This is a genomic window from Herpetosiphon geysericola, from assembly GCF_001306135.1.
Classification (GTDB): Bacteria; Chloroflexota; Chloroflexia; order Chloroflexales; family Herpetosiphonaceae; genus Herpetosiphon; species Herpetosiphon geysericola.
In genome coordinates, this window is the sequence record NZ_LGKP01000004.1 from 154,198 (window position 1) to 180,950 (window position 26,753).

The 26,753-nt window shown below is 49.3% G+C and carries 15 protein-coding genes; 9 read left to right on the forward strand and 6 right to left on the reverse strand.

All coding sequences use genetic code 11. The features are described 5' to 3' along the window. Positions 1-9: 9 nt before the first annotated feature. Positions 10-2,103, reverse strand: coding sequence for a GmrSD restriction endonuclease domain-containing protein (locus tag SE18_RS01575; RefSeq protein ID WP_054532661.1), 2,094 nt, complete (start codon positions 2,101-2,103; stop codon positions 10-12). A 340-nt stretch (positions 2,104-2,443) separates the two neighbouring features. Between SE18_RS01575 and SE18_RS01580 the strand changes: the two genes are divergently transcribed. After that, entirely contained in the window at positions 2,444-3,046 is a 603-nt protein-coding gene (locus SE18_RS01580) for an LOG family protein (RefSeq protein ID WP_054532662.1), read from the forward strand. Between the two features lie 127 nt (positions 3,047-3,173). On the opposite strand, the gene SE18_RS01585 is transcribed toward SE18_RS01580, so the two are convergent. Next, positions 3,174-11,375, reverse strand: a complete 8,202-nt coding sequence (locus SE18_RS01585; RefSeq protein ID WP_054532663.1) for a PKD domain-containing protein — start codon at positions 11,373-11,375, stop codon at positions 3,174-3,176. A 245-nt stretch (positions 11,376-11,620) separates the two neighbouring features. On the opposite strand from SE18_RS01585, the gene SE18_RS01590 reads away from it, so the two are divergent. From SE18_RS01590 to SE18_RS01600, 3 genes are all read left to right on the forward strand, one after another. Beyond that, positions 11,621-12,499 (forward strand): MerR family transcriptional regulator, encoded by an 879-nt coding sequence (locus tag SE18_RS01590; protein WP_160319456.1) that lies wholly within the window; start codon positions 11,621-11,623, stop codon positions 12,497-12,499. A 93-nt stretch (positions 12,500-12,592) separates the two neighbouring features. Beyond that, positions 12,593-13,438, forward strand: coding sequence for an NmrA family NAD(P)-binding protein (locus SE18_RS01595; RefSeq protein ID WP_054532665.1), 846 nt, complete (start codon positions 12,593-12,595; stop codon positions 13,436-13,438). Positions 13,439-13,496: 58 nt separating this feature from the next. After that, positions 13,497-14,021: a flavodoxin domain-containing protein gene (locus tag SE18_RS01600; RefSeq protein ID WP_054532666.1), complete on the forward strand. Its 525-nt coding sequence runs from the start codon at positions 13,497-13,499 to the stop codon at positions 14,019-14,021. Between the two features lie 592 nt (positions 14,022-14,613). Here the strand turns inward: SE18_RS01600 and SE18_RS01605 are convergent. The 4 genes from SE18_RS01605 to SE18_RS01625 all read right to left on the reverse strand — a co-directional run bounded on the left by SE18_RS01605 (position 14,614) and on the right by SE18_RS01625 (position 19,877). Further along, positions 14,614-15,681, reverse strand: a complete 1,068-nt coding sequence (locus SE18_RS01605; RefSeq protein ID WP_054532667.1) for an ABC transporter permease — start codon at positions 15,679-15,681, stop codon at positions 14,614-14,616. 40 nt (positions 15,682-15,721) lie between these two features. After that, on the reverse strand, positions 15,722-16,762 hold the full coding sequence (locus tag SE18_RS01610) for an ABC transporter permease (RefSeq protein WP_054532668.1): 1,041 nt from the start codon (positions 16,760-16,762) through the stop codon (positions 15,722-15,724). Between the two features lie 63 nt (positions 16,763-16,825). Then, entirely contained in the window at positions 16,826-18,613 is a 1,788-nt protein-coding gene (locus tag SE18_RS01615; protein ID WP_054532669.1) for an ABC transporter substrate-binding protein, read from the reverse strand. Between the two features lie 622 nt (positions 18,614-19,235). After that, on the reverse strand, positions 19,236-19,877 hold the full coding sequence (locus SE18_RS01625) for a histidine phosphatase family protein (RefSeq protein ID WP_054532671.1): 642 nt from the start codon (positions 19,875-19,877) through the stop codon (positions 19,236-19,238). A gap of 339 nt (positions 19,878-20,216) precedes the next feature. Between SE18_RS01625 and SE18_RS01630 the strand changes: the two genes are divergently transcribed. From SE18_RS01630 to cas10, 5 genes are all read left to right on the forward strand, one after another. Further along, the gene (locus SE18_RS01630) at positions 20,217-21,389 is read left to right on the forward strand and encodes an ABC transporter substrate-binding protein (protein ID WP_152976523.1); all 1,173 of its coding nucleotides are present in this window, start codon (positions 20,217-20,219) and stop codon (positions 21,387-21,389) included. A 21-nt stretch (positions 21,390-21,410) separates the two neighbouring features. Beyond that, positions 21,411-22,310 (forward strand): ABC transporter permease, encoded by a 900-nt coding sequence (locus tag SE18_RS01635; protein ID WP_054532672.1) that lies wholly within the window; start codon positions 21,411-21,413, stop codon positions 22,308-22,310. Beyond that, positions 22,307-23,092, forward strand: a complete 786-nt coding sequence (locus SE18_RS01640) for an ABC transporter permease (RefSeq protein WP_054532673.1) — start codon at positions 22,307-22,309, stop codon at positions 23,090-23,092. Before SE18_RS01635 ends, SE18_RS01640 begins: the two co-directional genes overlap by 4 nt. Positions 23,093-23,101: 9 nt before the next feature. Further along, a complete protein-coding gene (locus SE18_RS01645; protein WP_054532674.1) occupies positions 23,102-24,163 on the forward strand; it encodes an ABC transporter ATP-binding protein in 1,062 nt (353 codons plus the stop codon). Positions 24,164-24,567: 404 nt separating this feature from the next. Next, positions 24,568-26,751, forward strand: a complete 2,184-nt coding sequence (gene cas10 / locus SE18_RS01650) for a type III-A CRISPR-associated protein Cas10/Csm1 (RefSeq protein WP_054532675.1) — start codon at positions 24,568-24,570, stop codon at positions 26,749-26,751. The last annotated feature ends 2 nt before the right edge of the window (positions 26,752-26,753 follow it).

Below are 26,753 nucleotides of genomic sequence, written 5' to 3' on the forward strand. Positions count from 1 at the left end.
TGTCATCTGCTAGAGTTCATTATTGTGATAATTGAAGGCTTGTTGGATCAATTCCATCGCATAGTCCAAATCTGCTAGCCCAGTAATGCTATATTCGACTGTGGCATTCCCCCAGTTTCCAATCCCTGTCGTATTGCGGCCCCGTTGTTGCGGATCATGCAATTGGTCAAACGGAATCCGTAGCCCAACCCGCAAGCGACTTCGTTGTGGCTCCACAACACAAAAATTAGCCTCCAATTTGAACGCAATATATAAACGGGTTTGTTCTTCTTGAATTGCTGTGCTCAAATTAAGGATCCGTTGGCGTAGTTCATCATAACATTCACGCCATATCCCTTGTAAAAGTCCCGAATCGATTGCGGTACCTTCAGGCTCTTGGATCGAAATAGGAGCGCGTTCAACGGCAGTTGGATAAGCCCAGATAGTACATGCAGCTTGCGCAAGCCGAAATGCTCGATCTTGAATCGCTCGCTCATCCCACGCTTGCAAACTCATCAAATCACGGTTAAGCATACCTGGGGTATCAGCAAAGCCTCCAGGAGCATGTTTTTTCTCGGCAAAACTGGCCTGCTCATCGCGTGGTTGTTGGACTAAAGAAAGATTAATTAACCGATTAATCACACTGCCTTGAATTGCTTGCCACTCAATCCCCAACTCATTTTGCCATTCCACCGATAAGGGGTTCGAAGTGGGAACAATTTGGGTTACACTCAAGTTTGATAGATCATGGCTCGCCTCAGGCGATCCCATATGAATCCCATAGAGTAAGTAATTGCGGTTTCGAAAATTATTAATATCTTTGGCAAGCAACTCACGCCGAAATTCTTCATCATTGGGGAAGCGCCGATAGCTATCTTTATCTAATAATGCGGCCTCAAGCCGCGCCATAAATGAGCTATCGGAATTCAATGAAAAACGGCTGAGCAACTGTGGGTTTTCCATATCGCGTAATAAATTGGCAAAGGTTTTATTGAGCGAATTAGTTGGGATACCACAAATAGCCCGCCGAAACACATAGCTTTGGCTCAAGCGTATGGTATAGACCATTTCGCGCTTCGATAAGCGGTGAGTTTTATAGACCCGCATACATTGCATCAAAAATGGATAAGCAACATCAACTCGTAAAATATGTAAATCACGGATTGCTGCATCGAGTTCTTGATCATTGGTTGTAGCAAAATTAAGATCAGCAAAGTACCCAGAATATTCGCCAATATCGGCAACAACCTCTTTAACATTGAGGCTATTCTCGGTCATATAACGCTTAAATTCATCATATACATCTTCGATGTTTGGAATACGGCCAAGCCTAATCGTCAGATAATCACGCATAAACCGATTAAACCGCGCCGAATAATCGCTGCCAAAGCGTTGCTCCATCGGATGCCAATACGTGGTATACATTGAGGTCTGATCAGTATGATTTTGGCCCATCAAAATATAATTACGAATCAGATCAGCTTGAGTTAGTTTCAAACCAGTCGAATTTAAACTTTCAAAAATAAGCTGAGGGTTATCCTTATCACGTTCAAGCGATATCTCAACAACAATGATCCGTTTGATTGCCTCGAAAATCTTTTGAAGGCTTGCCGTACTTCGAACACGATCAAGAAAGTAGCGATAGTTCTCTTGAATGCGAGAGGAAGCATTAGCATGAAACTCTTCACGATTGACAACATTAATCAATGCCGATTTATCACTTTGGGTTAAGATTAATTTATAATGACGATCTCCCTCTTCATCGTTATTCCGCAGATAATAATTATAAAGCTTCTTACTTGTTATATCGACCGACTCATTCGTTCGTTCATCAATCATGTTGGCTAAAGCTGCTAATAACAGCGAGAGCGTTGTAAGCCGTTGTTGTCCATCAATGACAAGTAATTGAGGAACCACGCTTTTACTATATTGATTATCTTCGACGTAGACAACCGATCCAATAAAGTGACCCTTGATTGAGACATCTTGAGCTAGCCGCTCAATATCACTCCAAAGCTGTTCACATTGTTCACGCGTCCAGCTATAAGTCCGTTGATAGATTGGAATTACAAATTGTTTTGTGCCATTGAGGAATTCAAACAGGGCAGTTTCTTTGGCTTTCATGAAAAATCCTTAAGCTAGAAGGTTCCTTAGAATAGTAAAAAGAGGTGCTACACCGATCAGAAAAGCAATAGCGAATTTTCTTTGCTTTTCCTATTCAATAGCCCATTCTGATAATCATTATGCGATCACAAGATGGGCTATTAGAATGCAACAAAGCGCATTCCAGCCAACGGTCACGTGGTTCCTGCATGGAATATCCAGCGTTATTTGTCAATTAATTCTTCCACACTAGTTTACAGCGATTTTATAATCCTAAAAATACCATATTCTAGCCCATTGTAAGCGGTTCCATGCTATGATGACGGGTGCTGCAGGCAACAACCCAAGGAGTAAGATTGGCATGACACCCAAACGACCAGGATTTAGTGTGTGTGTGTTCTGTGGTTCGCGCAATGGAGCGCAGCCCGACTATAGCAATGCTGCAAGAGAACTTGGAATCGCGACCGCGCACCGCGGGTTCGGTTTAGTCTATGGTGGCTCTTCAAATGGTTTGATGGGCATTTTGGCGAATAGTGCACTGGAAGCTGGTGGCTATGTCGAGGGCATTATTCCCGATGGCCTGTTTTTAAAAGAAGTTGCCCACCCACGTTTATCGCAACGCTTTGTTGTGCGCAGTATGCACGAACGCAAAGCTATGATGGCCGAACGTTCAAACGCCTTTATCGCACTTCCGGGCGGTTTAGGCACGTTCGAGGAGTTATTTGAGATTTTAACTTGGGCGCAGCTTGGCATTCATGCCAAACCAATTGTGGTCTGGAATGTCAATGGTTATTACGACCCGCTGCTGACCTTTATCGAAGCTGCGGTCAGCCAAGGCTTTGTCGCCCCCGAACATCGGCGCTTTATCTCAATTCGCACAACGCTTGATGAAGTGCTCCACGATGTGACCAATTTCAAAGCCCCAACCAGCATTGCCAAATGGCTCGAACGCGATGAATTGTAAAGCTAGCGCACATGTACCTCACGCTACTTAAAACTGACTGGGGCTGGAATAAGCAAGCATTCCAGCCCCAGTCAGTTTTTTGATAATGATGGCCTCGCACGCGAACGAGCGAGGTCAAACAGCGCACTTAGCGATTAACCATAATCACCGGAGCATAAATCGTCGTGTTAATCGCCCATTTGTAGACACTACCCGAACAGAAATCGGTCGATTTTGTGCCAGTGCCGTTATCATCGGTGGCCACTCGCAGCGTTGCGCTCAATGGGGCGTCAGCCCATGTATAGTTGAGCGTGCGCGAAGCCCCAACCGCCAACGGCTGATCGAGCACAAAGCTTTGCAAAACAGTATTGCCATGATACAAGGTCAAGGGCATGCCTGCCGAAATTGCCACGTTCCCACTCGCATTCTCCAAAATGATGCTAATCTGGGTGTTTTGTTGAACGACGCGCACTAAGAGTCCATTATCGCGACACATGGCATACAACACCACTTCATCACACCCTCGACCTTGGTTATCGTCAGTCACACAAACCTTAGTGGCATAGTTGCCAATCGTGGCATAGGTATGATTGGCGCTTGCAGCTGTCACTTGGGCAGCCAGCGGCAGCGTATCAATCACCCCATCGCCCCAATCAATGCTGGCGGTCTTGCTATCGTTGGCAAATGGATCACTCAAGGCCAAATCAAGGGTAAATTGCTCGTTGTAGATTTGGAATTGATCAGGGCCAGCAGCAACCATTGGCGCAACATTGCGCACAATCACTGTGCGGTTCAGAATCGTTTCGCCGCCATCATCATCAAGAATCTTGACCGCAACTGGACGAGTTGTGGTTCCATCAATCGAGCGTGCATCAAAGCGCGTAATTGCCGTGTTCGAATCGTCGAACGCCCCATCGTTATCCAAATCCCACGCGACGCTCAATGGATCGTAGCTGGTTCCAGCATCGTCGATCATCACTGCGAGCACGCCAAATTCGCCTTCGTTGACAACCATGGTATTGGTAAACAGCCCTGTTGGGGCCAGATTCGCCACGCTGAGATTAGCACTCGTGGCAGTTACAGCGCTCGCTTCATCGGCCAAGGCGGTTGCTTGAATGCTGATTGGCGTACCAGCGTCGTCCTCAGGGTAGAGAATGCCGATCGTTGCGGTCAAACTTGCTCCAGGCGCAAGCATCAATTCCTCAGGAATCTCCAACACATTGCCAATCCGTAAATCAACAATATCGGCTTCGGCTGGCAAATCAAGTTCGATTTGTAGATTATTGGCGGTGGCCGAGCCTTGGTTGATGATCGTCACCAGATATTCAACTGCTTCGCCTTCGTTGATTGCGCTCCGATTTGGCACAATCGTGACTGCTAAATCAGCCACAGCTGCAACCTCAGCGAAGGTGTAAACAGCGTTATTGTTCAAATCTTCATCATACGAATCGCTATCAACAGCAACCAAGGTTTCCAGATATTCCCGTTGATCAGGATTAATCTTGAGCGTCACCGCAACTGTTGCGACCTGACCAACAAGCAAACTTCCCAACTGACAGCTAACTAATTCAGCTTCTTGGACACAGCCAACGCTGGCAGTATGCAAACTTGTGCCAGCAGGGAGATAGAATTCTACGAGTGTTTCTGCTGCAACCGAAGGCCCAAGATTAGTGACTGTTGCGGTAAAGATGGCCAATTCGCCAGCATTCACCACGTCTGCATAGTCAACCGTCAAATCAAGATCCGATAAACGTTCGACTGTAAAGGCCACTTCGCCACGATTATCAATCGCAGAGGTTTCGCTAATTGTCGTATCGTTGACCAGCAACTCACTGGTATGCGAGATCAACGTCCCTTCAGCAACATCGGGCTTGACCTGCCAGGTCAGCGTTTTGGCGCTATTTTGGCTGCCAGCGGGAATATCGCCAAGGTTACAGCTCAAACTTGTTGTCGTACCATTCGTCGCCACGCCACAACCATCAGCGTCAGCAAGCGTCACCAATGTATTATTCAGCATGCGTTCAGTTACGATGACATCACGCGCTGGATTAAGGCTGATATTCTTCGGTGCAAGGATGTAGCTATAGCTTTCGCCTGCAACTACATAGCCTTCAGTCAAACCCTCGTAGCCCATCGCCACATCAGTAGTCAGTTCGTTGGCTTGAACCGTAATATACAATGGGATAGTTTGGGTATAGCCAGCGCTCGCAGCATGCACCAACACTTCATAGCTACCAGGCGCCGTATCAATCAACGGGCTTAGTTGTAGATTGACCAGTTGCCCAACTTCAGCAGTAGCACTCGATAAGCTGGCAAAGAACAATGGCTGATCGGCTTTTTCTTCAATAGTAAGTTCAATTGGCTGATTCCAATCATTGCCATCGATCGTCAAGACATAGGGCGCGCCAACTTCATGCGGTCGAGCCGCTTGATCCTCAACTACTTCAATATAGAAGCCAGTTACTGCAAGATTGAGAGTTTTGGTGTAAGCATGTTCATTATCAAAAGCCAACAAGGTAATTGGATAATCGCCATACTCAAGATCAAGCGTATCGGTCAGAATCAAACGGGTTTTTTCGCCCGGCATAAAGCTTGAGCGCGTGAATGACCAATCAACGCCAACAGGCATATCTACAACATCAACGAAAATCTCATCGCGTTCGCTAAATTGATAGGTTGCATCAATCTCAACGCTAGTGCTATTGAAGTTCGTCAGGGTCAGATTATCGACGCTGGTGCGCAGGCTAAAGTCTGGTTCGCGCACCGTTACTGGAATGCTGAGATAGCGCTCGCTGCCATTCGACAAGGCTACCAAGGTCACGGTGTAGGTTCCACCAAGCAAGCTGGCGGCTGGGGTTAGCACCACGCTCGATTGAACTCCAACCAAGGTTGGGGTCAAAATTGGTGTGTTAATTTGGGCCGCAAAGCCTTCAGGCAATTCGGCTATTTCCAAAAATACTTGCTCTGGATAAGGATTGACACTCGAAGCAATTGTCAAATTGCTTGTGCCTGCCACGCCAGCATCCAAGGTTAATCCACTTGGATTGGCACTCATACTGAATGGCGCAACCAGTGGTGTTGCCGCAACAAAGCTCGATTCCGAGGTGCGGCCCGTGCCTGAATCGTAGCCAACGATCATCACGTCGTAGGCTTCGCCACCAGCTAAGCCCGTCACAATTTGCGTGCCAGCATCGCCAACATCAATAATCGCGAGATCCTCATCAAATTGATCGTTTTGGCTGCGAACATGAATCTCATAGCCATCAATATCAGGGTTTGGATGCGGTTCCCAAGCAATATCCAAGCTGCCATAACCTGGAGTAATCACCGTGGTGCTTGTCCAAGTCGGCTGCAATTCGTGCAACACGCTCACTGTATTGGGAAAGTATTGACGGCTTGGTGGATTTTGGCCGTCGTTGACTTCGAGCCACAGGTTGTAAACGCCACTCTTGAGCGAGGAAAGATCAAGCGTTTCGCTGGCGTTTTGGCTACCTTCTGCATAATCGAAGCTTGCCAACGGATAGCCACCAAACTTGGTTACCGTCCCAACATCAACCGTAATCGTCTCGGTGGCCATAATGCCATCGGCGCGCAAGAAGTTATTGGTTTTGGTGTAGCTCGCCGTATCGGTAATCGTATCTTGGCTAGCATAAATTGTTGCGGTTGCGGTGTACGGCGTGCTTTGCATCCATGCCAAATCAACAAGATTATTGCTGTCGTTCTGGTTGCTAACTGCCAATTTTTCAATTGGTGGGCCATAAACGGTGCCGCTAACATTGATAATAAAATCGAAGGCTGGCGCACGTTGCAAGACCAATTTCCACTGACCAAGCTCAGCATTGGTCACGTTGAGGCTGGTTTGGATCATTGGCGGTGCCGTCAGGTCGGGTGCTTGGGTGATTGGGTCGCGAATATCGCGTGGATCAACAAACACTTCGTTGAAGGTCACGTTGCCAGAAGGGTTGCTGCCAGTAATGCGCAAACCATCAGGCCGCACCAAGCTGACTTGCAAATCGCTATCGCTGACCGAGCGCAACATAGTCAACATCAAGTCGCCAGGCCGCGTCATTTCAACCGTGCTGATAATAATTTCTTGATTGTTGAAACTGTAATCGTTGAACAAGGCTGCATCTTCGGCACTTAGGCTAGCGCGATTCAGTTGCTGTTTGGCGTTCAAATCGTGCAAATATTGCGCGCGCCGCAGCGATGGAGCATCGATCAAACGATAATCATCAACATTGCCAACACTAAATCGGCCATTGGTATCAACATAAATTCCATAATTAGCTCCGGCAATATTGACGCTGGCTTTGAAACCCCAAGTATCGCCATTGCCCCGCTTGAACTTGCCAAACTCCATGCCTGCGCCAATAAAGAAATCGTCGCTGGGAATGCGCAAACAGACTTCACGGGTGCGGAATGGCAGCCAAACCCGCCAACAACTATCGACCAAGGCCCCGCGTTTAACCCCAACCTCACCATAGATCCGCCCAACTAAGTTGAAGGCACCATCTTTGGTCCAGGCAGTCAGTTTCATATTGCCACGGGCAATTACGGCGTTGATATTCATTTCGGCGGTAAACAAGAAGGGCACTGCGCCATCGGTAAAGCGCATTTTGGCACTTGCACGGGCAGCTTCAAACATCGAGAAAATCTTCATCGATGCGCCGATGCCAATTTCGAATTTATAGGGGTTTTTGACATATTCCATCGACATATTGCCATCGGCAGTGACTGCACGGAAGCTGCCAATCCCCATTTTGCTTTCGATTGTGGCCTTCATTTCGATTTTGGTCACATTGCTAGTCAGGGTTACCGTACCCTCAATCCGCGTCAGGTCAAAACCGCTTGTCCCCAAAGGAATCGTACATTTGAGCACGACACCAACTTTGCGCAATTGGAAGGCATTAATCGCCTCTGCCGAAGCAGGCACAATCCGCATTGCCACTGTTTGATTGCTGCCGGCAAAAATTTCGACGCTCACGCCGAGACCGCTACAACCAGCACCGCTTGCATTGGGCAATTTCAACTCACCGCCAGCAGCGATGATCCAGCCATTGCCTTCCTTTTTGAGCGTGCCTTCGAGGCTCAGCGACATATCGCCAACTTTAATTTCTGGCAATTTGAACGAGCCGCCGCCAATCGAAAAGCCTTCTTTGGAAATCTCAATATTGTAGACCGAGACCGATAAGCCGCCCCATTCCTTGGGTATTGCAAATGTGGCTTCGCGGGCTTTAATCGTGCCGTTTTCGATGTTCGCTTCTTTGATTGCCAGCTTCATGCCTGCAATCGTCAACTCGAAACTATCGACGCTACCAGTCACTTTGCCATCTTTATCGATCTGAACCATACCTTCGGCTTCGGCAGTTTGCGAGGCGAGGGTAATTGAAACTTTGCCAGCAAACACAAAGCTATATGATTTATCTTGCTTGAAATCAAGCCCAAGCGTGCCTGAAATCGTGACTGAATTAGTTGGGCTTGGTTCGCCATTTTCTTTGCCGATCGTAAATTTGACCGGAATTTTGACCGCCGCATCGCCAAACGAAAGCCCATTCTCGTCAATCACCACTTTGGTGAGAATAATTTTGGTGCTGCCAAGAAACGCTGGTAAGGTCAGGCTGGCTGAATTGGTTGAAAAGCGTTGGGTATTGAATTCAACATTTTTCAATTCGAGCTTCGAACTTGCCACGGTCAGGGTTAATTCTTTGAGTTTGCCAGAGAACTTGCCCTTTTTATCCCATTTCGCGCTGAATTTGGTTTCCATTTCGCTGCTCTTGATCAGCACTTTGAGCGTGCCTTCAAGCTCTAGTTCCATGGCTGGGTCGGTAATGGGGTTGGTTACAACAAACTTAACTTTATTTTTAGTAAAGCGAATGCTATCGCCAAGCCCAAAATCGGGCAAATCGCTGGCAATCGCGCCTTCGCCAATCGCAAAGCCATTTTTGGTGATTGAAACCTTCTTGACCGTGATGGTTAATTTCTTATCTTCTTTTTTCTTATCGCTCTCTATCGCTGCGCCCCGAGCTGAGGCGTTTGGCTCTTGCTTCTTCTCCGATGGGAAGGTAATCGTAAAACTGGCTTCATCGACCTTCAAGCCCGAATTACTAATCACCACATCTTTCATTTCGAGATCATGGCCAGCAATTTTAAGCTCAAGTTTTTTGATTGTGCCTTTGACATTGCCTTGCCAATCGATTTTGAGTTCAACCGGAATCTTGCGATCGTTACTTGCGACATGTAAATCAAGCGTGCTATCAATCTGGAGGCTAAAGCCCTCCTTGCTATCGTACATGATCGTGGCGGAGTTTTTGATAAAGGCAATTGCTGGGGTATACGCTCCGGTTTGGCTCAAGGCAGCTGTTTGGGCCAAAAGGCTGGTTGAACTTAGTGGATTGGTGCTCGTCGTTGGTTTGCCAAAGGGATAAATATTGGGCAAGGGAATTTTCACCCCAACCCCGCCAAAGGTGATTGATTTTGAAGTAACTTCAATCTGCGCGACAATCCCAGTTAGCTCACCAAGCTGCTTGGGCATGGTCAACAGCGCTTGCTTCACTTTGATTTTATCGCCGCTAAAGGTTGCATCTTTAACTTTGACCTTCAAGCCCGCAAAGAACATTTCAAACTCGTTGATTTTGGCTTCGCCCTTACCACCTGGCTTAATCACCCCAGTCACGCGCAAGGTATTCTGCTTCGCCGTGCCTGAAACAGGGTTGGTGCCAGTGAGAATGCTGCTTGGTTGCAGCAAGGTGGTAGTAGTGATTTTGGTGGTAGGGGTTAAATTCGAGGTGGTGGTAATACCAGGCAACGAGACCTTGAGTTCAGTCATAAAGCCCGCTTCACCAGACAAAATCGCCACATCACTAATTACGGCACTGCCTAAAAGTTGGAAGCCTGCCAAATGCTTAATCGTTGGCGTAATTGTGGGGCTTGGCGTGATAAATGGCTTATCTTTGCTGACATCAATTTCAAAATCGCCCTTGAACAAGGGGAAATTTTCTTCAATTTGCGAGACACTGCCATAGGTTGTCACGATCGTTGGCGTCCCAACCGCATCCCATTTGATTTTATCGTCTGGCCCAAGGCGCAGGTGATAGGTATATTTGCCATTCTTTTTAAAGCCAATTTCGACTGCGCCTGAAGCTTCGGTCTCGCCAAAGAAGCTGGTAAACTCTTCAGCTGCAATCACAATCTTGCCAACCTCTTGTTGGGTGCGCTTGGTTGAGGTAACAGCAGTAGTTACTTTAATCGAGGCTAGTTTGGTATCAGGGTTAACAATTAATGAATCTTTGACCGTCAGGGTGCTGGTTAAAATACCATTGCCCTTCATTTTTACCGGGATTTCATAGGTTTTGGTTTGATTAACATTTAAATTGCCAACCGTACAGATCACCTGATCAACATCTTTGAGCAGACAACCACTGACTGGCGCTTGAAAAATACCATTTGCAGGCAAACGCTGAGTCATTTCGACCGCTGAGGCAGCTTGACCACCAGTATTGCTAATCGTCACGGTGTAAGTGATCAACTCATCAAAACTGGTTGCTAAAGGAGCAGTCGCGGTAATTGCCAATTTAGCGGATGGGGTTTGAACTGGATTATTGAGCGCCACTTGGGGTTGAATTCGCAAGCCGCTAAAATCGGCTTCTGCTTGTTGGCTTGGCAAGCTGGCCAAAAATTGGGTCATTGCTGGGCTGCTTGGCTCAACTAAGCGGGCTTTCGGTCGAGCTGGGCTACTTGGCAAGGCTGGCACCAGTACCGTTTCCGCCGGATCAAGTGCTGGATCGACAACTGTAAGTGCTGGAGTTTCAATCCGGGCCGCGTTTACAGCGACGGCTGGCATCTGCGCAGCAGCGAGAGCATCGAATTCTTGGGCAAAGGCCTGCGGGTCAGTATCAGGGCGGGCAGTCATCTGCCAGGTTGCGCCAATCGCCGCCTGATTATTTTCCCACAAATAGGCATCAGCTTGCAGCGCCGAGCTGACTGCTGGATCATTAACGCTTGGTTGCATTGGCAAGCCCAACGCTACCCGATTAAGATAATAGCTAATTTGCTCCTCGATCGCTTTATCGCCAGCGACTTCGGGCAACGTACCATTAAATACATCTTGGACAGCCAATAAGGCAGCTTCTTGAAACAAATCAGGATCAGTAGCGGCAACGCGTTGCAAGTACGGGTCGAGAGCTTCAGTTTGACCACGAATCAAGCCAGTTGCTTGGGCTTGGGCGGGCGAGGCGGCAGCAGGGTTGGGAGCTGCAGACGATGTTTGGGGATGGACTACCAATTGAAGGCCCAACAATAGGATTAAGCTCAGGCGAACCGCCCGGGCAAACCGACTGGTTTCACGAATCATAGAAGCTCCCTTATTAATACCACCAAGCCTACAATTGAACCCAAACAAGGCCCTGAAAAAAGGCGCACTCAAATAGCCAGCAGGCTTACGCGCTTGTGCCGAGAAAACGAATTAAATAAAGCTGTTGCGCTGAGATAGCGACAACAATACGCCTATTACCAACGCCTGCCTATAGGCTATTCGTCCTATCGAGCAATTTATCCCCCATAGCACCAACAAGCACTATAATGAAGCATGGACTAATGATGCATAGCAAGCGATTACCAGTGTTGATCTCAGCCACAAATGAGGTGTTGCGCATGTTTACGGTTGGTGAATTCGCCAGAATTGCCCAAGTTTCGAAGCGTTTTTTGCGCTACTACGATGAATTAGGCCTATTTCCACCAGCAACTATTGATCATAGTAATGGTCGGCGTTATTACAGTGCTGAGCAATTGCCTGCATTAAATCGCATTTTGGTGCTCAAAGACTTGGGCTTTTCGCTTGAACAAATTCGCGATTTAAGCCACGATCAGATTTCTGCTGACCAAATGCAACGTCTCTTGCGCCAAAAAAAAGCTGAAATCGAGGCCCATCTGCGCGAAGAAATGCAACGTATTCAGCGTATAGAATCGCGGCTGAATGCGCTTAACGATTTCGATAAGCCTTTAAATGTTGTGCTCAAGCCAATGCCTAGCCAATCAGTGCTTAGCACCCGCATCATCGCCGAAAATTTCGAATCTGGCTTGCAGGCAATTCAACAGATTCGCCAGCATTTGCCAACCAGCAAACGCTATGGCATGTGTTTTTGCATTTGCCAAACCCACAATGACTCGCTGTTTGATATGGATCTTGAAATTGGCTGTTTTATTGAGCAAACAAGCCATGCTCCGGTCAAGATTTCCCAGCAACTTCAACTACGTTTTGATCAGCACCCAGCCAGCGAACTCATGGCCGCCAGCGTCGTTCAAGGCCCAATTGAAAAAATTCTGACCAGTTATGAGCAGATTGGCCGTTGGGCCGAACTTAATGGCTATCGACCAACCGCCCTACCCCGGGAAATTTCGCTGCGCTTGCCTGAAAATTCCGATGGCAGCGATTTGCTGACCGAAGTGCAATTTCCAATCGAGCCAATTCAAAAATGAATAGCTGATGAGTGGGCCAAAATAGGGCTTGCAGTTAACGTTACGTGAAGATTTAGACTGCTCATGGATTTGATTTTCTAGTGAGGAAAACCCATGACAGCGAATAATCTGATTTTGGTAACTGGCGGCACTGGCAAAACTGGCAAACGAGTTGTTGAGCGTTTGCAAGCGCAAGGCCATAACGTGCGGGTTGGCTCACGTTCAGCCAGCCCAAGCTTCGATTGGGATGATCAGCAAACCTGGCCCGCAGCCTTGGCCGATGCCCAAAGCGTCTACATCAGCTATCAACCAGATCTGGCAGTTCCCAGCGCCATCGACACGATTCGCGCATTCAGCCAGTTGGCAGTCGCTAGTGGGGTCAAACATTTGGTGCTGTTATCAGGGCGTGGTGAAGCTGCTGCGCAAGCCTGCGAGCAAGTCATTCAAGCAGCAGGAATCGCTTGGACAATCGTGCGGGCTAGCTGGTTTATGCAAAATTTCAGCGAATCGTTTTTTCATGAACCATTGCTCAATGGCCAAATCTTCTTGCCAGCCAGCGAGGTCAAAGAGCCATTTATTGATGCAGATGATATTGCCGATGTTGTCGTTGCAGCCTTGAGCGATGTTGAAACTCATGCTGGTCAACTCTATGAAGTGACTGGGCCGCGCTTAATGACCTTTGCTGAAGCAATTAGCGAAATTGCCCAAGCTAATGGTAGCCCAATCGATTATCAGCCAATTCCAATCGAAGCCTATATTGGGGCGTTGCACGAGCAACAATGGCCAGCCGACATGATTTGGTTCGTCGAATTTTTGTTTCGCGAAGTGCTCGATGGCCGCAATGCCTACCTCAGCGATGGAGTTGAACGCGCTTTGGGTCGCCAGCCCAACGATTTCAGCAATTATGCCCGTGAAGCAGCAGCCCGTGGCGTTTGGCAGCTTTCCAGTGTAACTCGCTAGGTTGATAATTCAGCCCTTCGCTTAATAGATGAGTGAGGGGCATTTGAAGGAGTTTGCGATGACGAATCCCACAATCCTCGTAACCTATGCCAGTCGCGGCGGCTCCACGATTGGTGTAGCCGAAACGATCGCCAATGTGCTTACTGCACAAGGTTTGAACGTCGAGCTTGTACCAATGCACCAAGTGCGCGATTTGAATCGCTATCAGGCGGTCGTGGCGGGCAGTGCGATTCATAAAAATCGTTGGTTGCCAGAGGCCTTAGCCTTCGTCAAGCAGCATCAAACTGTATTGCAAACCAAACCCTTTGCGGCTTTTTTGACCTGTTTGGCCCTGGCAATGACCAAGCAACCAGCCAAAACCAGCGCCGAAGTGGACGAATGGCTGCAACCTGTGCGCAATTTGGTGCAGCCCCAGAGCGAGGGTATGTTTGCTGGCGTGCTTGATCTGAGCAGAATCAGCGTGGGTTATCGACTATTGTTTCGCGGCGCAATGCTCGTGCGGCGCTGGCGCGAGGGCGATTATCGCAATTGGCCAGCAATTGAGGCTTGGGCAGCTGGATTGCCAAAACAACTTGCGATGTAACAGGCTTTGAGGATTGGTTGTTGGGGGTCAGGGATCGGGAACCGAGCAACCGCGAAGATCGCGAAGGATACGAAGAGCATTTTAGCCACGAATTGCACGAAAGGCCAATAGCAACAATAGAAATAACCCAAAAGAGCCAGATTAGTGGCTAGGGATCAGGGAACAGGAACCGAGCAACCGCGAAGATCGCGAAGGACACGAAGCTGGGGCTATAGGCTTTTGGATCTTGGCTATTGGATTCATCCCTCATCCTTCGGTTGCTCTGCGCCTCTGCGTTAAACAGCGTAAAGGCAAAATTTTGGCGTGTAAGTAGCGTAAGAACAATCCACGAAGAAACATTTGGGGGGGCAGGGGGCTGAAAACCCCCTGCGTCTCCCGCCGGCGGCGGGACGGAAGGGTGGCGAAACAGGCTTTGGATATTGGTTGTCATAGATCGGGAACCGAGCAACCGCGAAGGACGCGAAGAACACGGAGCGCATTTTAGCCACCAATTCCACACATTACCCGAAAAATCTTCCGCTAGCCAAAAGCCTATAGTCATTCTTTCCTCTACGCCTCTGCGTTAAATAATTAATCCACATCAAACCCGAAATTAATGCTTCAGCCGCGGATCAAGTGCATCGCGCAAACCATCGCCCAATAAATTAAAGCCCAATACCGTCAGCATAATCGCAATGCCAGGGAACAGCGCATACCACCATTGGCCAGTGCCAACATACTCGCGGGCGGTTGACAGCATCGAACCCCATTCAGGCCGGGGTGGTTGGGCGCCAAGCCCCAAAAAGCCCAAGGCCGCAACACTGGTAATCGATGAAGCCACGCTCAAGGTCATTTGTACCAAAATTGGAGTTAAGCTGTTGGGCAAAATATGGCGCATCAGCATGCGCATTCTGCTGACCCCAACTGCCTCGGCAGCATGAATATACTCTTGATTACGCACACTCAACACCGCAGCCCGTGCAATCCGCCCGAAAATCGGAATCTCGATCACAGCCACCGCCAACATCGCATTGAACAACGGCGGGTCAAAGATCGTTTGCAAAATTGGTAATTCGGTAATTTGTTGGCTAAATTTATACGAAAATGATTCACGATTATTGCTGATTGCGGTCAAAGCAATTGCCAGCAGAATTGAGGGAAACGCCAGCAAAATATCCATCAGCCATGTTGTGATCGTATCGATAATACCGCCAAAAAAGCCCGAAACCAGGCCCAGCAGCGAGCCAAAAATAACCGCCAAGACTACGGCAAACGTGCCAACGGTCAGCGAAATTGGTGCACCATGTAAGACCCGAATAAAAATATCGCGGCCTAGTTGGTCGGTGCCGAATGGCCGTTCAAAGCGCCCCCACGGCGTATCTTTGCGCGCTTTATCGATACTTTTCTTCGCAGCATCGGCCCGCTCTTCCTGGCTCATCAGCCACGATGGCGGCTGCAATTTATTAGCTGTATCACGATTGAGGGTTTGGTCGAGTGGTTGCACAATCGGCGTGATAATCGCAATCGCAAACAAAAAGGCACAAATCGCCATGCCCATGAGGCCAACCGTGCTACTCAATAGCCGCCGCCGAGCGTCACTCCAGAGCGAACGCGGCTTGCGCAACAGTAACGCTTGATCGCTCGTCGGTTTATTGGTGATAGTTGGTTCAGTTGTCGCCATAGTCACCCTTTACTAGCCCAGTGCAAAACGCCGAGCAGCGTTATTTAAATTGAATCCGTGGGTCAAAGAAGCGGTAGGAAATATCAACCAAGGTATTGATCAACACAAACACCAGCGAAACAAACATCACGCCGCTTTGCACCACCGGATAATCACGCGCCAAAATGCCATCGAGTAACCAGCGCCCAATGCCTGGCCACGAAAAAACCGTTTCAGTCAAAACGGCTCCGCCAAGCAAAAAGCCCAGTTGCAGCCCAATCACCGTAATCACGGGAATCAGGGCATTGCGCAAGCCGTGGCGCAAAATCGTAATTCGGGCTGATAAACCTTTGGCCCGCGCGGTGCGAATATAATCTTGATACAACACTTCGAGCATTGCCGAACGGGTCATGCGCGCAATGCTTGCCAGCGGCACAGTTGCCAAAGCAAGGCTCGGCATAATCAAATGTTTAAAGGCATTCGCGGTTATGTCAAATCGACCAAGCAACAAGCCATCAAGCAAATAGAGGCCTGTAATTGGCTTAAACGTGCCATGCAAGCTGGTATCAAGCCGCAAACTAGGATCGAGCCATTTGAGCTTGACCGAGAACAAATATTGCATCATCAAGCCAAGCCAGAAAATGGGAATTGAAACGCCGAGCAGCGCCACAATCATACTGCCAGCATCAAGCAACGAGCCACGTTTGGTCGCTGAAACCACACCTGTGGTTACCCCAACCACAACCGCAATCAACAAGGCGCTCAGCGCCAATTCAATTGTCGCTGGAAAACGCTCCTTTAATTCTTTGGAAATTGCTTGGCGGGTTTTGATCGAATCGCCAAAATCGCCAGTGGCAAAATTGGTGATATAGGTTACATATTGGCTTTCAAAAACATTGCCGCCCTCAAAATTGAGGTATAAGGGCCGATCAAGCTTGAGTTTGGTGCGCAAAGCTGCGCGTTGCTCGGGGGTTGAGCGTTCGCCCAAGATAATAATCGCGGGATCGCCGGGGATGGTGCGCAACAGGGTAAAAACCAGCAGTGAAATGCCAAGCAGGACGGGAATAATGCCAAGCAGTCGACGAAAAATATACCCAAGCATGGATTCTTCCTTACTATACGCCGCTTGTTAAGGGCTAACAAGCGGCGTAGGCTCGGCTATTGGTTATTTGGTGATCGAAATTGGCGCGAAGGATTCGCCACCAGTTGGGTTTGGCACCCAACCTTGCAGCGCTTTCTTGGCGGCCAACACTGGGGGAGCATGAACAATCGGAATCCGTGGCAAATCGGTGTTAATCAACTTGCCAGCTTCTTGGAACAATTTAATCGATTCTGCAGGTGTGGTTGCCGCACCAGCGTCAGCCAGCAACTTCCACACTTGTTCGTTGCTATAACCAGCTTCGTCGGCGTTGCCTGGGCCAAAGTGGGTGAACAAGAAGTTATTTGGGTCGCCATAGTCGCCCGTCCAACCCAACATCACCATGCCGTTTTTCAGGCCAGCATCCCAGTTATCGAGGTAAACGCCCCAATCTTCGGTTTTGAGTTCGACTTTGATCCCAACGTCGGAAAGTTGGGCGGCGTAGAGTTCAGCCACCGATTTGGCATCTGGGTAGTAAGGCCGTGAAACCGGCATATACCACAATTCCAAAGGCAATTCGGTGCCATCGGTCAAAACCATGGTGCTAAAGCCATCTGGATAACCAGCTTCGGCCAACAAGGCTTTGGCTTTGTCTGGATCATAGGCATATGGCTCTAAATCGCTTGGGCGATAATCCGACAAGCCATCGGGCAAGAAGTCGTCGGCAATCGAGCCAACGCCACCATACGAGGCATCGAGAATTTCTTGCTTGTTGATTGCATAGGCCACTGCTTGACGAACTTTTACATCATCAAATGGCTTATTGTTGAGGTTCAACGACAAGTAGGCGATGTTGAACGGCGTCAAATCGACAACTTGCAAATCGGCGCTGGATGAGATTTTATCGCGGCTATCGGCGTTCAAGTTGATCGTGAAATCAATTGTGCCAGCTTCCAACTCGGCCAAGCGTTGGGGAGCTTCAGCAATAAAGCGCACAACCACACCTGGCATTTTGGCCTTATCGCCCCAATAGGCTTCGTTGCGCACCAAGGTAATGCTTTGGCCAGCATCCCAGCGCTCGAATTTGAATGGGCCAGTGCCAACGCCGCCAACTTCTGGCGAGCCATATTTTTCTTTGGCAGCTTTCACCGCTTCTGGCGATGAAATCCCAAAGTATGATGCAGCCAAATAGCTTGGCAACAATGGCACAGGGCGGGTCAAAACAAACTTAACCGTGGTTGGATCAACGGCCACAACTTCTTTGAAGGCGCTGTTAGGATCGCCAGCATAGCCGCCAAAGATGTCGGGCACGATGTTGTATTGCTTGCCCTCGGCGCGGAAGCCAAACTCAAAATCGGGCACAAACAAGCGTTGGAAGTTGAAAACAACTGCATCAGCATTGAAGTCGGTGCCGTCTGAGAATTTGACCCCTTCACGCAGGGTAAACGTCCACTCGGTCGAGTCGGCGTTTGGTTCCCATTTGGTGGCCAATTCTGGTTGCACTTCTAATGTGCCAGGCTTAAAGCCCAGCAACGATTCTTGGATTTGGCGGGTTACGATCAAGGCTGTGCCAGTCGTCGTATCCATTGAATCAAGCGAATCTGGCTCGCCCGAACCACCAAAGACCAAATAATCATCAGCATTACCAGCGGTTGGAGCTTCGGTTGCAGCAGCGGCTTCAGTTGGCGTGGCTGCGGCGGTGTCATCTGTAGGAGCGGTAGTTGCGGCGGCGGTGGGTTCGCCACCAGTAGCAGGAGTTGAAGCAACGGTGGCAGTTGGGGTGGCACTTGCGCCACAGGCAGCTAGTAGCGGTATCATCAATACCAGCAGCAAAAGCCAGCCAATCGAACGCTTACCCGGTTTACGGAAAGACATGAGACCTCCTTAAGCTAGGCGTTCCTACGATAGTCTTACACTCGTCATCTCCACTGATCCAGAGCGGTGCGGTGCTCGTATTATAGGGCAAAATTCATGTGGGGTAAAATCTCGTTAATCTATTATGATTAAATTAAGATTGTAAGCCCCATTCTGCTGCTGCTATTTCTGGGTTCATTCGCGCTGCTTGGGGAGCAAAATCATTTGTGGAGATCACCACCCTTCCATCTCGCCGCAAGGCGGGAAACGCAGGGGTTTTGAGGGGTCGGGGGCTGGGGATCAGTATCCCGTGCTGAGCCACCCTCTGTTGCCAACCCCGATGATTTTCCGATAGCCAAGAGCCTTCTCCCCTTCGTGCTCTTCGTGCGCTTCGCGGTTCCCATTCTCCTGATTCCTGAAAAATGGCCCCTGATCCCTGATCCTCAACGTGCCTTCGCGTCCTTGGCGCCCTTCGCGGTTCCTTTCCTGTTTTCCTGCTTCCTGACAACTGGCCCCTGATCCCTGATCCTCAACCCTCAACGTGCCTTCGCGTCCTTCGCGGTTCCCGTAATACTAAATCTTAGAACATTCGATCAAAAAGCCCCTCTCCTGCGAACCAAGAGAGGGGTTGCGATGAATACGATCAAAGGGCGGTTTGGTTTTCGCGCACAGTGGCCAATTTACCAAGGTGACAGGCTTCGCTCAGGCTCACCAAATAAGGCAAATCTTCGCCATATTCGATCACGCTAATCGAAGCATTGGTAATCCACAGGCGGTTGATTCGATCCATATTGATGCCTAAAGCATCGGCAACCAAAATCTTCACAACCACATCGTGGGTTGAAAAAACGACAGTTTGATTGGCGCGTTCGCTCAAAACCCGTTCTTTAAAATCGATTACACGCTTAAGAATATTGGAGAAGCTTTCGCCATTGGGCATTTGCGAGCGGGTGGGGAAATATTGCCACTCACGTAATTCAGCGCCATATTGGGCTTTTACATCGGGGCTATAGAGTCCCTGCCAATCGCCGTGGTGAATTTCAAGCAAGGCTGGGTCGTCGATAAATGGCACATCGGGGTGGAATTCGGCAATCGCGCGGGCGGTGTTGTTGGCTCGTTGCAAGGGGCTGGCGTAAATCACATCCAGCTTTTCGCGCTTGAGGCGTTGGGCTAAGGCTTGGGCTTGTTGTTGGCCGAGTTCGCTCAATGGCGCATCTTCTTGGCCTTGATAGCGACCGATTTTATTCCACTCACTCTCACCGTGGCGCACCAAAATTAACCGCATAAAGCCTCCAAATGTAAGGATGAAGGGTGAAGGATGAAGGATGAACGGCCCTCACCGAGGCGATTCATCAGTCAACTCAATCCTTCATGGTTGCAGGGTTGTGCGTCGTTGCAGTGAGTGAGCTGCATTGCTCTACGGCGTTGTATCATACCAGATCTTGCAAGATTGGTGGCTAGCTCTTTAAAGGATGAGCTGTTCTTAACCAAAATATTACAAATATGTTATAGTACGATAAATCAGCCCCCGTAGCATCAATCCAGCCCATTTTTGTGGTTATACTCGTCAAAAACCCAACCCATTTTCATGCATCATGGTCTAGCTTGCTAGGAGATTTAACCCATGGCTCAATCGAAGCTTGGCGCTTTTCGGCTCCGTGCTGCTAAATTAGCAGCCTTATGTATGATCGTTTCCTTGATGATTACGGCCTGTGGCTCAGCTGCCAGCGAAAATACTGCTGTGCCAACCACTGGCTCAGGTGGCACATCCTCAACAATGGATGCTTTGATTGCAGCCGCCAAGGCTGAAGGCGAATTAACCGTCATTGCCTTGCCCCACAACTGGCTCAACTATGGTGAAATGATTGAAAATTTCTCGAAAAAATATGGCATCAAAATCAACGAACTCAATCCTGATGCTGGTTCGGGCGATGAAATCGAAGCCATCAAAGCCAATAAAGATAATAAAGGCCCGCAAGCTCCCGACGTAATTGACGTTGGCTTTGCGTTTGGCCCATCAGCCAAGCAGGAAAACTTGCTTCAACCCTACAAAGTTTCAACCTGGGACACAATTCCGAATGAGTTGAAAGATCCTGAAGGCTATTGGTTTGGCGATTACTACGGCGTGTTGGCCTTTGCAGTCAACAAAGATGTGGTCAAAAATGTGCCCCAAGATTGGGCCGACCTCTTGAAGCCTGAATACAAAGGCCAAGTCGCTTTGGCAGGCGATCCACGGGTCTCGAACTTGGCGATTCAGTCAGTCTATGCCGCAGCCCTCGCTAATGGCGGCAGCTTAGATAATGTGCAACCAGGCTTAGATTTCTTCAGCAAATTGAACCAAGCAGGCAACTTTGTGCCAGTTATCGCCAAACAAGGCACTTTGGCGCAAGGCGAAACCCCGATTATGATCACCTGGGACTATTTGGCAATTAGCGCTCGCGATGAGTTGGGCGGCAACCCCGAAATTGAAGTAGTTGTGCCAAAATCAGGCGTGCTTGGTGGCGTATATGTCCAAGCAATTAGCGCCTATGCACCGCATCCAAACGCCGCCAAATTGTGGATGGAATACCTCTACTCAGACGAAGGCCAATTGACCTGGCTCAAAGGTGGCGGCCACCCAGTCCGCTACAACGATTTGGTTGGCCGGAATGTAATTCCCGCCGAAATTGCCGATAAATTGCCAGCAGCCGAACTCTATGCCAACGCCGTCTTCCCAACCTTGGCCCAACTCGAAGCCTCCAAGAAAGTAATTGTCGATGGCTGGGATAAAACCGTCAATGTCGATGTCAAGGAATAATTAAGGAAGGATCGCCTGTCTGTGGCAGAACAAGCTTCAGAACGTGGTCGGGGTGCGCAATCGCCGCACCTCGGCCTTCGTCGCATTAATTGGAGTTGGCTGGGCACAGTGCCGTTTTTCCTCTTTGCCTGTGCCTTTTTACTGCTGCCGTCGGCCTCACTGGTTATCGGCAGTTTTCAGGATAATCAAGGCAACTTCACGTTGCAAAATATCACCGATTTGAGCCAGCCAAGCATTGTCAACGCCTATTTGCTCAGTATGAAGGTCAGCGGGGTTACGGCCTTGCTTGGAACCTTGGTTGGCGGGTTGTTGGCGTGGGCCATGGTGCTTGGGCGCTTGCCGCGCTTTGTGCGCGCCTTTTTGATTCCCTTCTCTGGCGTGGCCTCGAACTTTGCTGGCGTGCCCTTAGCCTTTGCTTTTATCGCAACCTTGGGGCGGGTTGGCTTTGTCACCGTTTTGCTTAAAGATTTGGGCTTTAATCTGTATGACAAAGGCTTTAATTTGTATAGCTTTTGGGGCTTGAGCGCAACCTATCTGTATTTTCAAATCCCCTTGGTTGTCTTGATTCTTACTCCAGCCTTTGAGGCCTTGCGCCCACAATGGCGCGAAGCTGCTGAAAGTTTGGGGGCCTCTGGGGGTTATTATTGGCGCAGCGTGGCCTTGCCAATTTTAACTCCGGCACTGCTGAGCACCGTTGTTTTGCTGTTTGGCAATGCCTTTGGCGCCTATGCGACCGCCTATGCGCTGACTGGCGGCTCGTTGAATATTGTACCAATTATGATTGGGGCGCAAATTCAGGGCGATATTTTGCATAATCCCAATTTGGGCTATGCGCTGGCCTTTGGCATGATGCTGATTATGACCTTCGTTTTGGTGCTCTATAGTTGGCTTCAACGCCGATCGGCACGGTGGTTGCAATGAAAAAACGTCCTTCATTAGTTGCGTGGCTGTTTATTGTGCTTGGCACAAGCTATTTCTTGTTGCCGTTGATCGCAACCTTTCTCTTTTCGTTACGCGCTAAAAAAGACACGTTGGGCTTTACTGCCTATCAACGGGTTTTTGCTGATAGCAGCTTTTACGCAACCTTCAGATTTTCAGCATTAATGGCCTTGCTAACGATTATTGCGAGCATGCTGTTGCTGGTGCCAACGGTCTACTGGGCCTATTTGCGCCATCCACGCTTGCACCGTTTGATCGAGTTAGTTTCATTGATGCCGTTTGTGATTCCGCCGATTGTTTTGGTTTTTGGCTTGATCAAATCCTACAGCCGCCCGCCAGTGATTTTGGTGCAAAGTCGCGGCTTGTTGATTGCAGGCTATATGGTGTTGACGCTGCCATATATGTATCGGGCAATTGATGCTGGCCTGCGCGCCACCAACGTCAAAACCCTGACCGAAGCAGCCCAAAGCCTTGGTGCTGGCTGGCCACGCATTATTTGGCAGGTAATTGTGCCGAATATTCGCGGTGCCTTGGTCAATGGCGCGTTTCTGACCTTTGCCACCGTGCTCGGCGAATTAACTCTGGCCCAATATCTGGCGTGGCCTGCCTTCGGCCCCTATCTGGCGCGGATCAGCCAAAACAAAGCCTACGAGCCAGCAGCATTAACCATTATTAGTTTTGCCCTCACTTGGGTCATTTTTGGGATTGTGCTTTTGGTCAATAGCAAAGATCAGCAACAAACTCAATTTGGTGGAACCCACTAAGGAACCGTTATGGCTTTTATCGAATTACACAATTTAACCAAGCAATTTGGCCCAACAACCGTGGTTTCGCCCTTAAATTTGGCGGTTGAGCGCGGCGAATTTTTGTCGGTGCTCGGCCCCAGCGGCTGTGGCAAAACCACAACCTTGCGCATGATCGCTGGCTTTGAAGCGCCCAGCGGCGGCTCGATTAAAATCGATGGCGTTGATATAACCAGAACTCCACCAAGCAAACGTAAGATTGGGATTGTGTTTCAATCGTATGCCCTGTTTCCCAATATGAGCGTGGCCCAGAATATCGGTTATGGCTTGCAAATCGCCAAGCTAAGCAAACAGGCAATCCAGCAGCGGGTTGATGAAATGCTGGCGATTATTCATATGCAAGAATTTGCCAACCGCTACCCGCACCAACTTTCTGGTGGCCAACAACAACGGGTTGCGCTGGCTCGCGCTTTGGCGATTCGGCCCCAAGTTTTGTTGCTCGACGAGCCACTTTCGGCGCTTGATGCCAAGATTCGGGTTTCGTTGCGCCAAGATATTCGGTCCATTCAGCGTGAGCTTGGCATCACCGCAATTTATGTTACCCACGATCAAGAAGAGGCGCTTTCGCTTTCGGATCGGGTGTTGATTATGCAAAAGGGCGAAGTTGAGCAACTTGGCACGCCAGCAGAAATCTATAACAACCCCAAAACCAGCTTCGTAGCGCAGTTTGTGGGCACGCTCAATACCCTTGAAGCCACCCTCCACGATGCCAAGCGTGGCATTTTACAGTTTGGCAGCCAGCAATTTGAAGTAAGCGATAGCTTCGATGTAGCCCTGCAAGGCTCCAAAGTCCAAGTAGCTTTGCGGCCTGAAAGGCTCAGTCTGAACGGCGCGGCCAGCCAAAATCAACTCCATGGCGTGGTTAAAGAGCAGATGTTGCTTGGGCCAATTGTGCGCTTTCATATTGAAGTTGAGCAACAGTTGCTGTTTGTCGATGTGTTCAATGACACCAACGTGAGCAGGTTGCCCAAGCGTGGCGAGGCTGTAGTGGTCAACTTTGCGCCCCACGATTGCTTAGTTTTAGAACGCTAAAAACTACAAACGGCCCAGTTGGGCCGCTTGCAGGAGAGAAGAGTGTGTGTGAGGAGGAAGGATTTGAACCTAGTATGCCAGCACCAGCTTACGGCCTACCTAACAATTAATCCAGCAGATACTCCTATCATCACCTAGCCACATGGCCTATGCTTCCCTCATCCCCAGCCCTGCCTTGCGGGGCTTTTTGATTGTATCAATCAAAACCCCACAGCATCAAAGTTCAACTATATACCTATCTACAATAGACGCTTAATGTAAGCCAGCTGCAAAAACGCAAGCTTAATTGCATCAATTTAAACCATGAGCGTTAAATCGAACGGATATTCGTCTTTCTAGCGCACATATATGGACTGCCCATCAGCTAAAGTAAGTGCATCGTGAGTGTTCTCCAAGGAGGTTGTATGAGTGATCCCCCAGTCATAGGGGCATTGAAGAGTATGACAAACTCGGTCGAGGCTTGGTCAACTACGCCACTAGAATCAATCTTCAACCAAATTAGCCCATCAACCGAGCCAACTTCAGCGCCCTATTTTCTGCAAGCGCAACGCTTTAGCCTAAGCGAAACAGCGCTTTTTCCAGTCAGCGAACGGCCACAGGTTCCCGCCGATTTACATACCGAATTCAGGCAAGCGCTTGACCAGTGTAGTAAGGAGCCAAGCACTCATTTAGCCCAAATGCTGAGCATCTTTCAGGATTATGCATGGGCTGTTGGCTACCAGTCAAATGCTGATGAAGCCATTGATCCGGTTGTGTCGCTCTACGATTATGCCCGCACCAAGGCTTCTTTGGCCGCAGCAGGCAAGCAAGCGTTATTGGTCGGCGGCGATATTTCCGGCGTGCAAGATTTTATCTACACCATCGCGGCCAGTCGGGCCGCCAAAAGCCTGCGTGGGCGCTCGTTCTATTTGCAAATGCTCACCGAAGCGCTTGCTGGCTGGGTTTTGGCCCAAGCGGGTATGCCAAGCAGCAATTTGCTCTATAGCGGCGGCGGGCGTTTTTATGCAATCGTGCCAGCTGCATGCGCGGCGCACATCGCTCAATGGCGCCGCGAGCTTGGCCAATTTCTGCTCAACGTGCACGATGGCGAATTGTACGTTGCCTTGGGTGCGGCCACGATCGTCGATGCAAATCACGATTTTGGGGCCTTGTTCCGCGCAGTCAACGATCATGTGACAGCTGATAAACGCCGGCGCTTTGCAACCCTTGATTCGCAAACAATTCAAGCCAGCCTGTTTACCCCGCGCGGCCATCGCGGCAACGAGGAAGATCGCTGCGCAACGTGTGGTTATATGGGGCCAACTCAGCTCTTTGTTACCGAGCAGGTTGATCCAGGCGAAACGGCAGGCAAGCTTTGTCTGCTCTGCGAAAGCACGATTAAGCTTGGCTTTAGCTTGCACGATGCCCAATTCATTTGCATAAGTCGCCCAGCTTCCAAGCTTAGCACCGTCACGAGACGCGCCTCATCAAAGGATATTTTGGCGGCCTTGGGCACCCAGGTCGAGATTTGTTTCGATCAGAAGGAATTGCGCAGCTATCTCAATCGACATCCCGATCAATTAATCCATGTGCAAATCATTCGCCCATTTACTGGCGATCTGAAGCTGTTAACTGAGCTGCGTAGCCAATATCGCCAGCATGTTTTCAGCTTTCGCCCAATCGTCAATGTTACGCCCAAAAAGAATGGCGCGGTCAAATCGTTTGATCAGCTAGCAGACGCTAGTCGTGGGATTAAGCGCTTTGGGGTGCTGCGCATGGATGTTGATGATCTTGGCGATATTTTCGGCTATAGCCTTGCCAAATCGTCGCTGGCTCGCATTTCAAGCCTCAGCGCCGCCTTCTCGCGCTTTTTCGAAGGCTGGGTTGGCGAAATCTGCCGCGACCAACAAATCGTTACGTCAATCTACCAAGCCGATCAAGCCCCAAGCGAACAAATCTACAGTGTCTATTCTGGTGGCGATGATCTGTTTGTGGTTGGCGGCTGGGATGTGCTGCCCCACATCGCGAATCGCATTCAACACGATTTACAACGCTATACCGGCTATAACCGATTAATCCATGTTTCAGCAGGATTGAGCCTGCATACCAAGAAGTTTCCCTTATATCAAGCGGCCAAACTCGCCCACAATGCGCTTGATAATGCCAAGGATGCCCCGCTACGCCAGGAAATCCGCAAAAATGCCTTGGAATTTCTTGATCAAACGATTGCATGGGAAGCCTATCCCGCACTCGTCGATTGGCATCAACGCTTGTGGCACCTCTATCAGGCCGAACAGGGCATGGTGCGTTCACTGTTGCAGGTGTTGATGGAACTGTATAGCCAATATCAGGAACATAGCCAAAAACACCAAAAATCAGGCAATCATCAAACGGCTTATGGTCCATGGATTTGGCGCGGTAAATATCAACTAGCACGGATTCGCGACCGCCACCCCAACGATCAAGAACTAAAAGATTTATTAGTCGATATGGATACTTCTTTATTCTCCAACTTCGATAAGCCGCATCGCATCAGCCTGCGCACCATCGAGCAACTTGGCCTCGCCGCCCGTTGGACACAATTATTAATTCGTGAGCAAGGAGATTAATT

What these genes read in the sequence shown, in the direction of transcription:
- SE18_RS01595 (WP_054532665.1), top strand. Translation starts at nt 12,593, where the DNA reads ATGACAGCGAATAATCTGATTTTGGTAACTGGCGGCACTGGCAAAACT.
- SE18_RS01640 (WP_054532673.1), top strand. Translation starts at nt 22,307, where the DNA reads ATGAAAAAACGTCCTTCATTAGTTGCGTGGCTGTTTATTGTGCTTGGC.
- SE18_RS01575 (WP_054532661.1), bottom strand. Translation starts at nt 2,103, where the DNA reads ATGAAAGCCAAAGAAACTGCCCTGTTTGAATTCCTCAATGGCACAAAA.
- SE18_RS01605 (WP_054532667.1), bottom strand. Translation starts at nt 15,681, where the DNA reads ATGGCGACAACTGAACCAACTATCACCAATAAACCGACGAGCGATCAA.
- SE18_RS01590 (WP_160319456.1), top strand. Translation starts at nt 11,621, where the DNA reads ATGCATAGCAAGCGATTACCAGTGTTGATCTCAGCCACAAATGAGGTG.
- SE18_RS01630 (WP_152976523.1), top strand. Translation starts at nt 20,217, where the DNA reads ATGGCTCAATCGAAGCTTGGCGCTTTTCGGCTCCGTGCTGCTAAATTA.
- cas10 (WP_054532675.1), top strand. Translation starts at nt 24,568, where the DNA reads ATGAGTGATCCCCCAGTCATAGGGGCATTGAAGAGTATGACAAACTCG.
- SE18_RS01625 (WP_054532671.1), bottom strand. Translation starts at nt 19,877, where the DNA reads ATGCGGTTAATTTTGGTGCGCCACGGTGAGAGTGAGTGGAATAAAATC.
- SE18_RS01585 (WP_054532663.1), bottom strand. Translation starts at nt 11,375, where the DNA reads ATGATTCGTGAAACCAGTCGGTTTGCCCGGGCGGTTCGCCTGAGCTTA.
- SE18_RS01600 (WP_054532666.1), top strand. Translation starts at nt 13,497, where the DNA reads ATGACGAATCCCACAATCCTCGTAACCTATGCCAGTCGCGGCGGCTCC.
- SE18_RS01580 (WP_054532662.1), top strand. Translation starts at nt 2,444, where the DNA reads ATGACACCCAAACGACCAGGATTTAGTGTGTGTGTGTTCTGTGGTTCG.
- SE18_RS01615 (WP_054532669.1), bottom strand. Translation starts at nt 18,613, where the DNA reads ATGTCTTTCCGTAAACCGGGTAAGCGTTCGATTGGCTGGCTTTTGCTG.
- SE18_RS01610 (WP_054532668.1), bottom strand. Translation starts at nt 16,762, where the DNA reads ATGCTTGGGTATATTTTTCGTCGACTGCTTGGCATTATTCCCGTCCTG.
- SE18_RS01645 (WP_054532674.1), top strand. Translation starts at nt 23,102, where the DNA reads ATGGCTTTTATCGAATTACACAATTTAACCAAGCAATTTGGCCCAACA.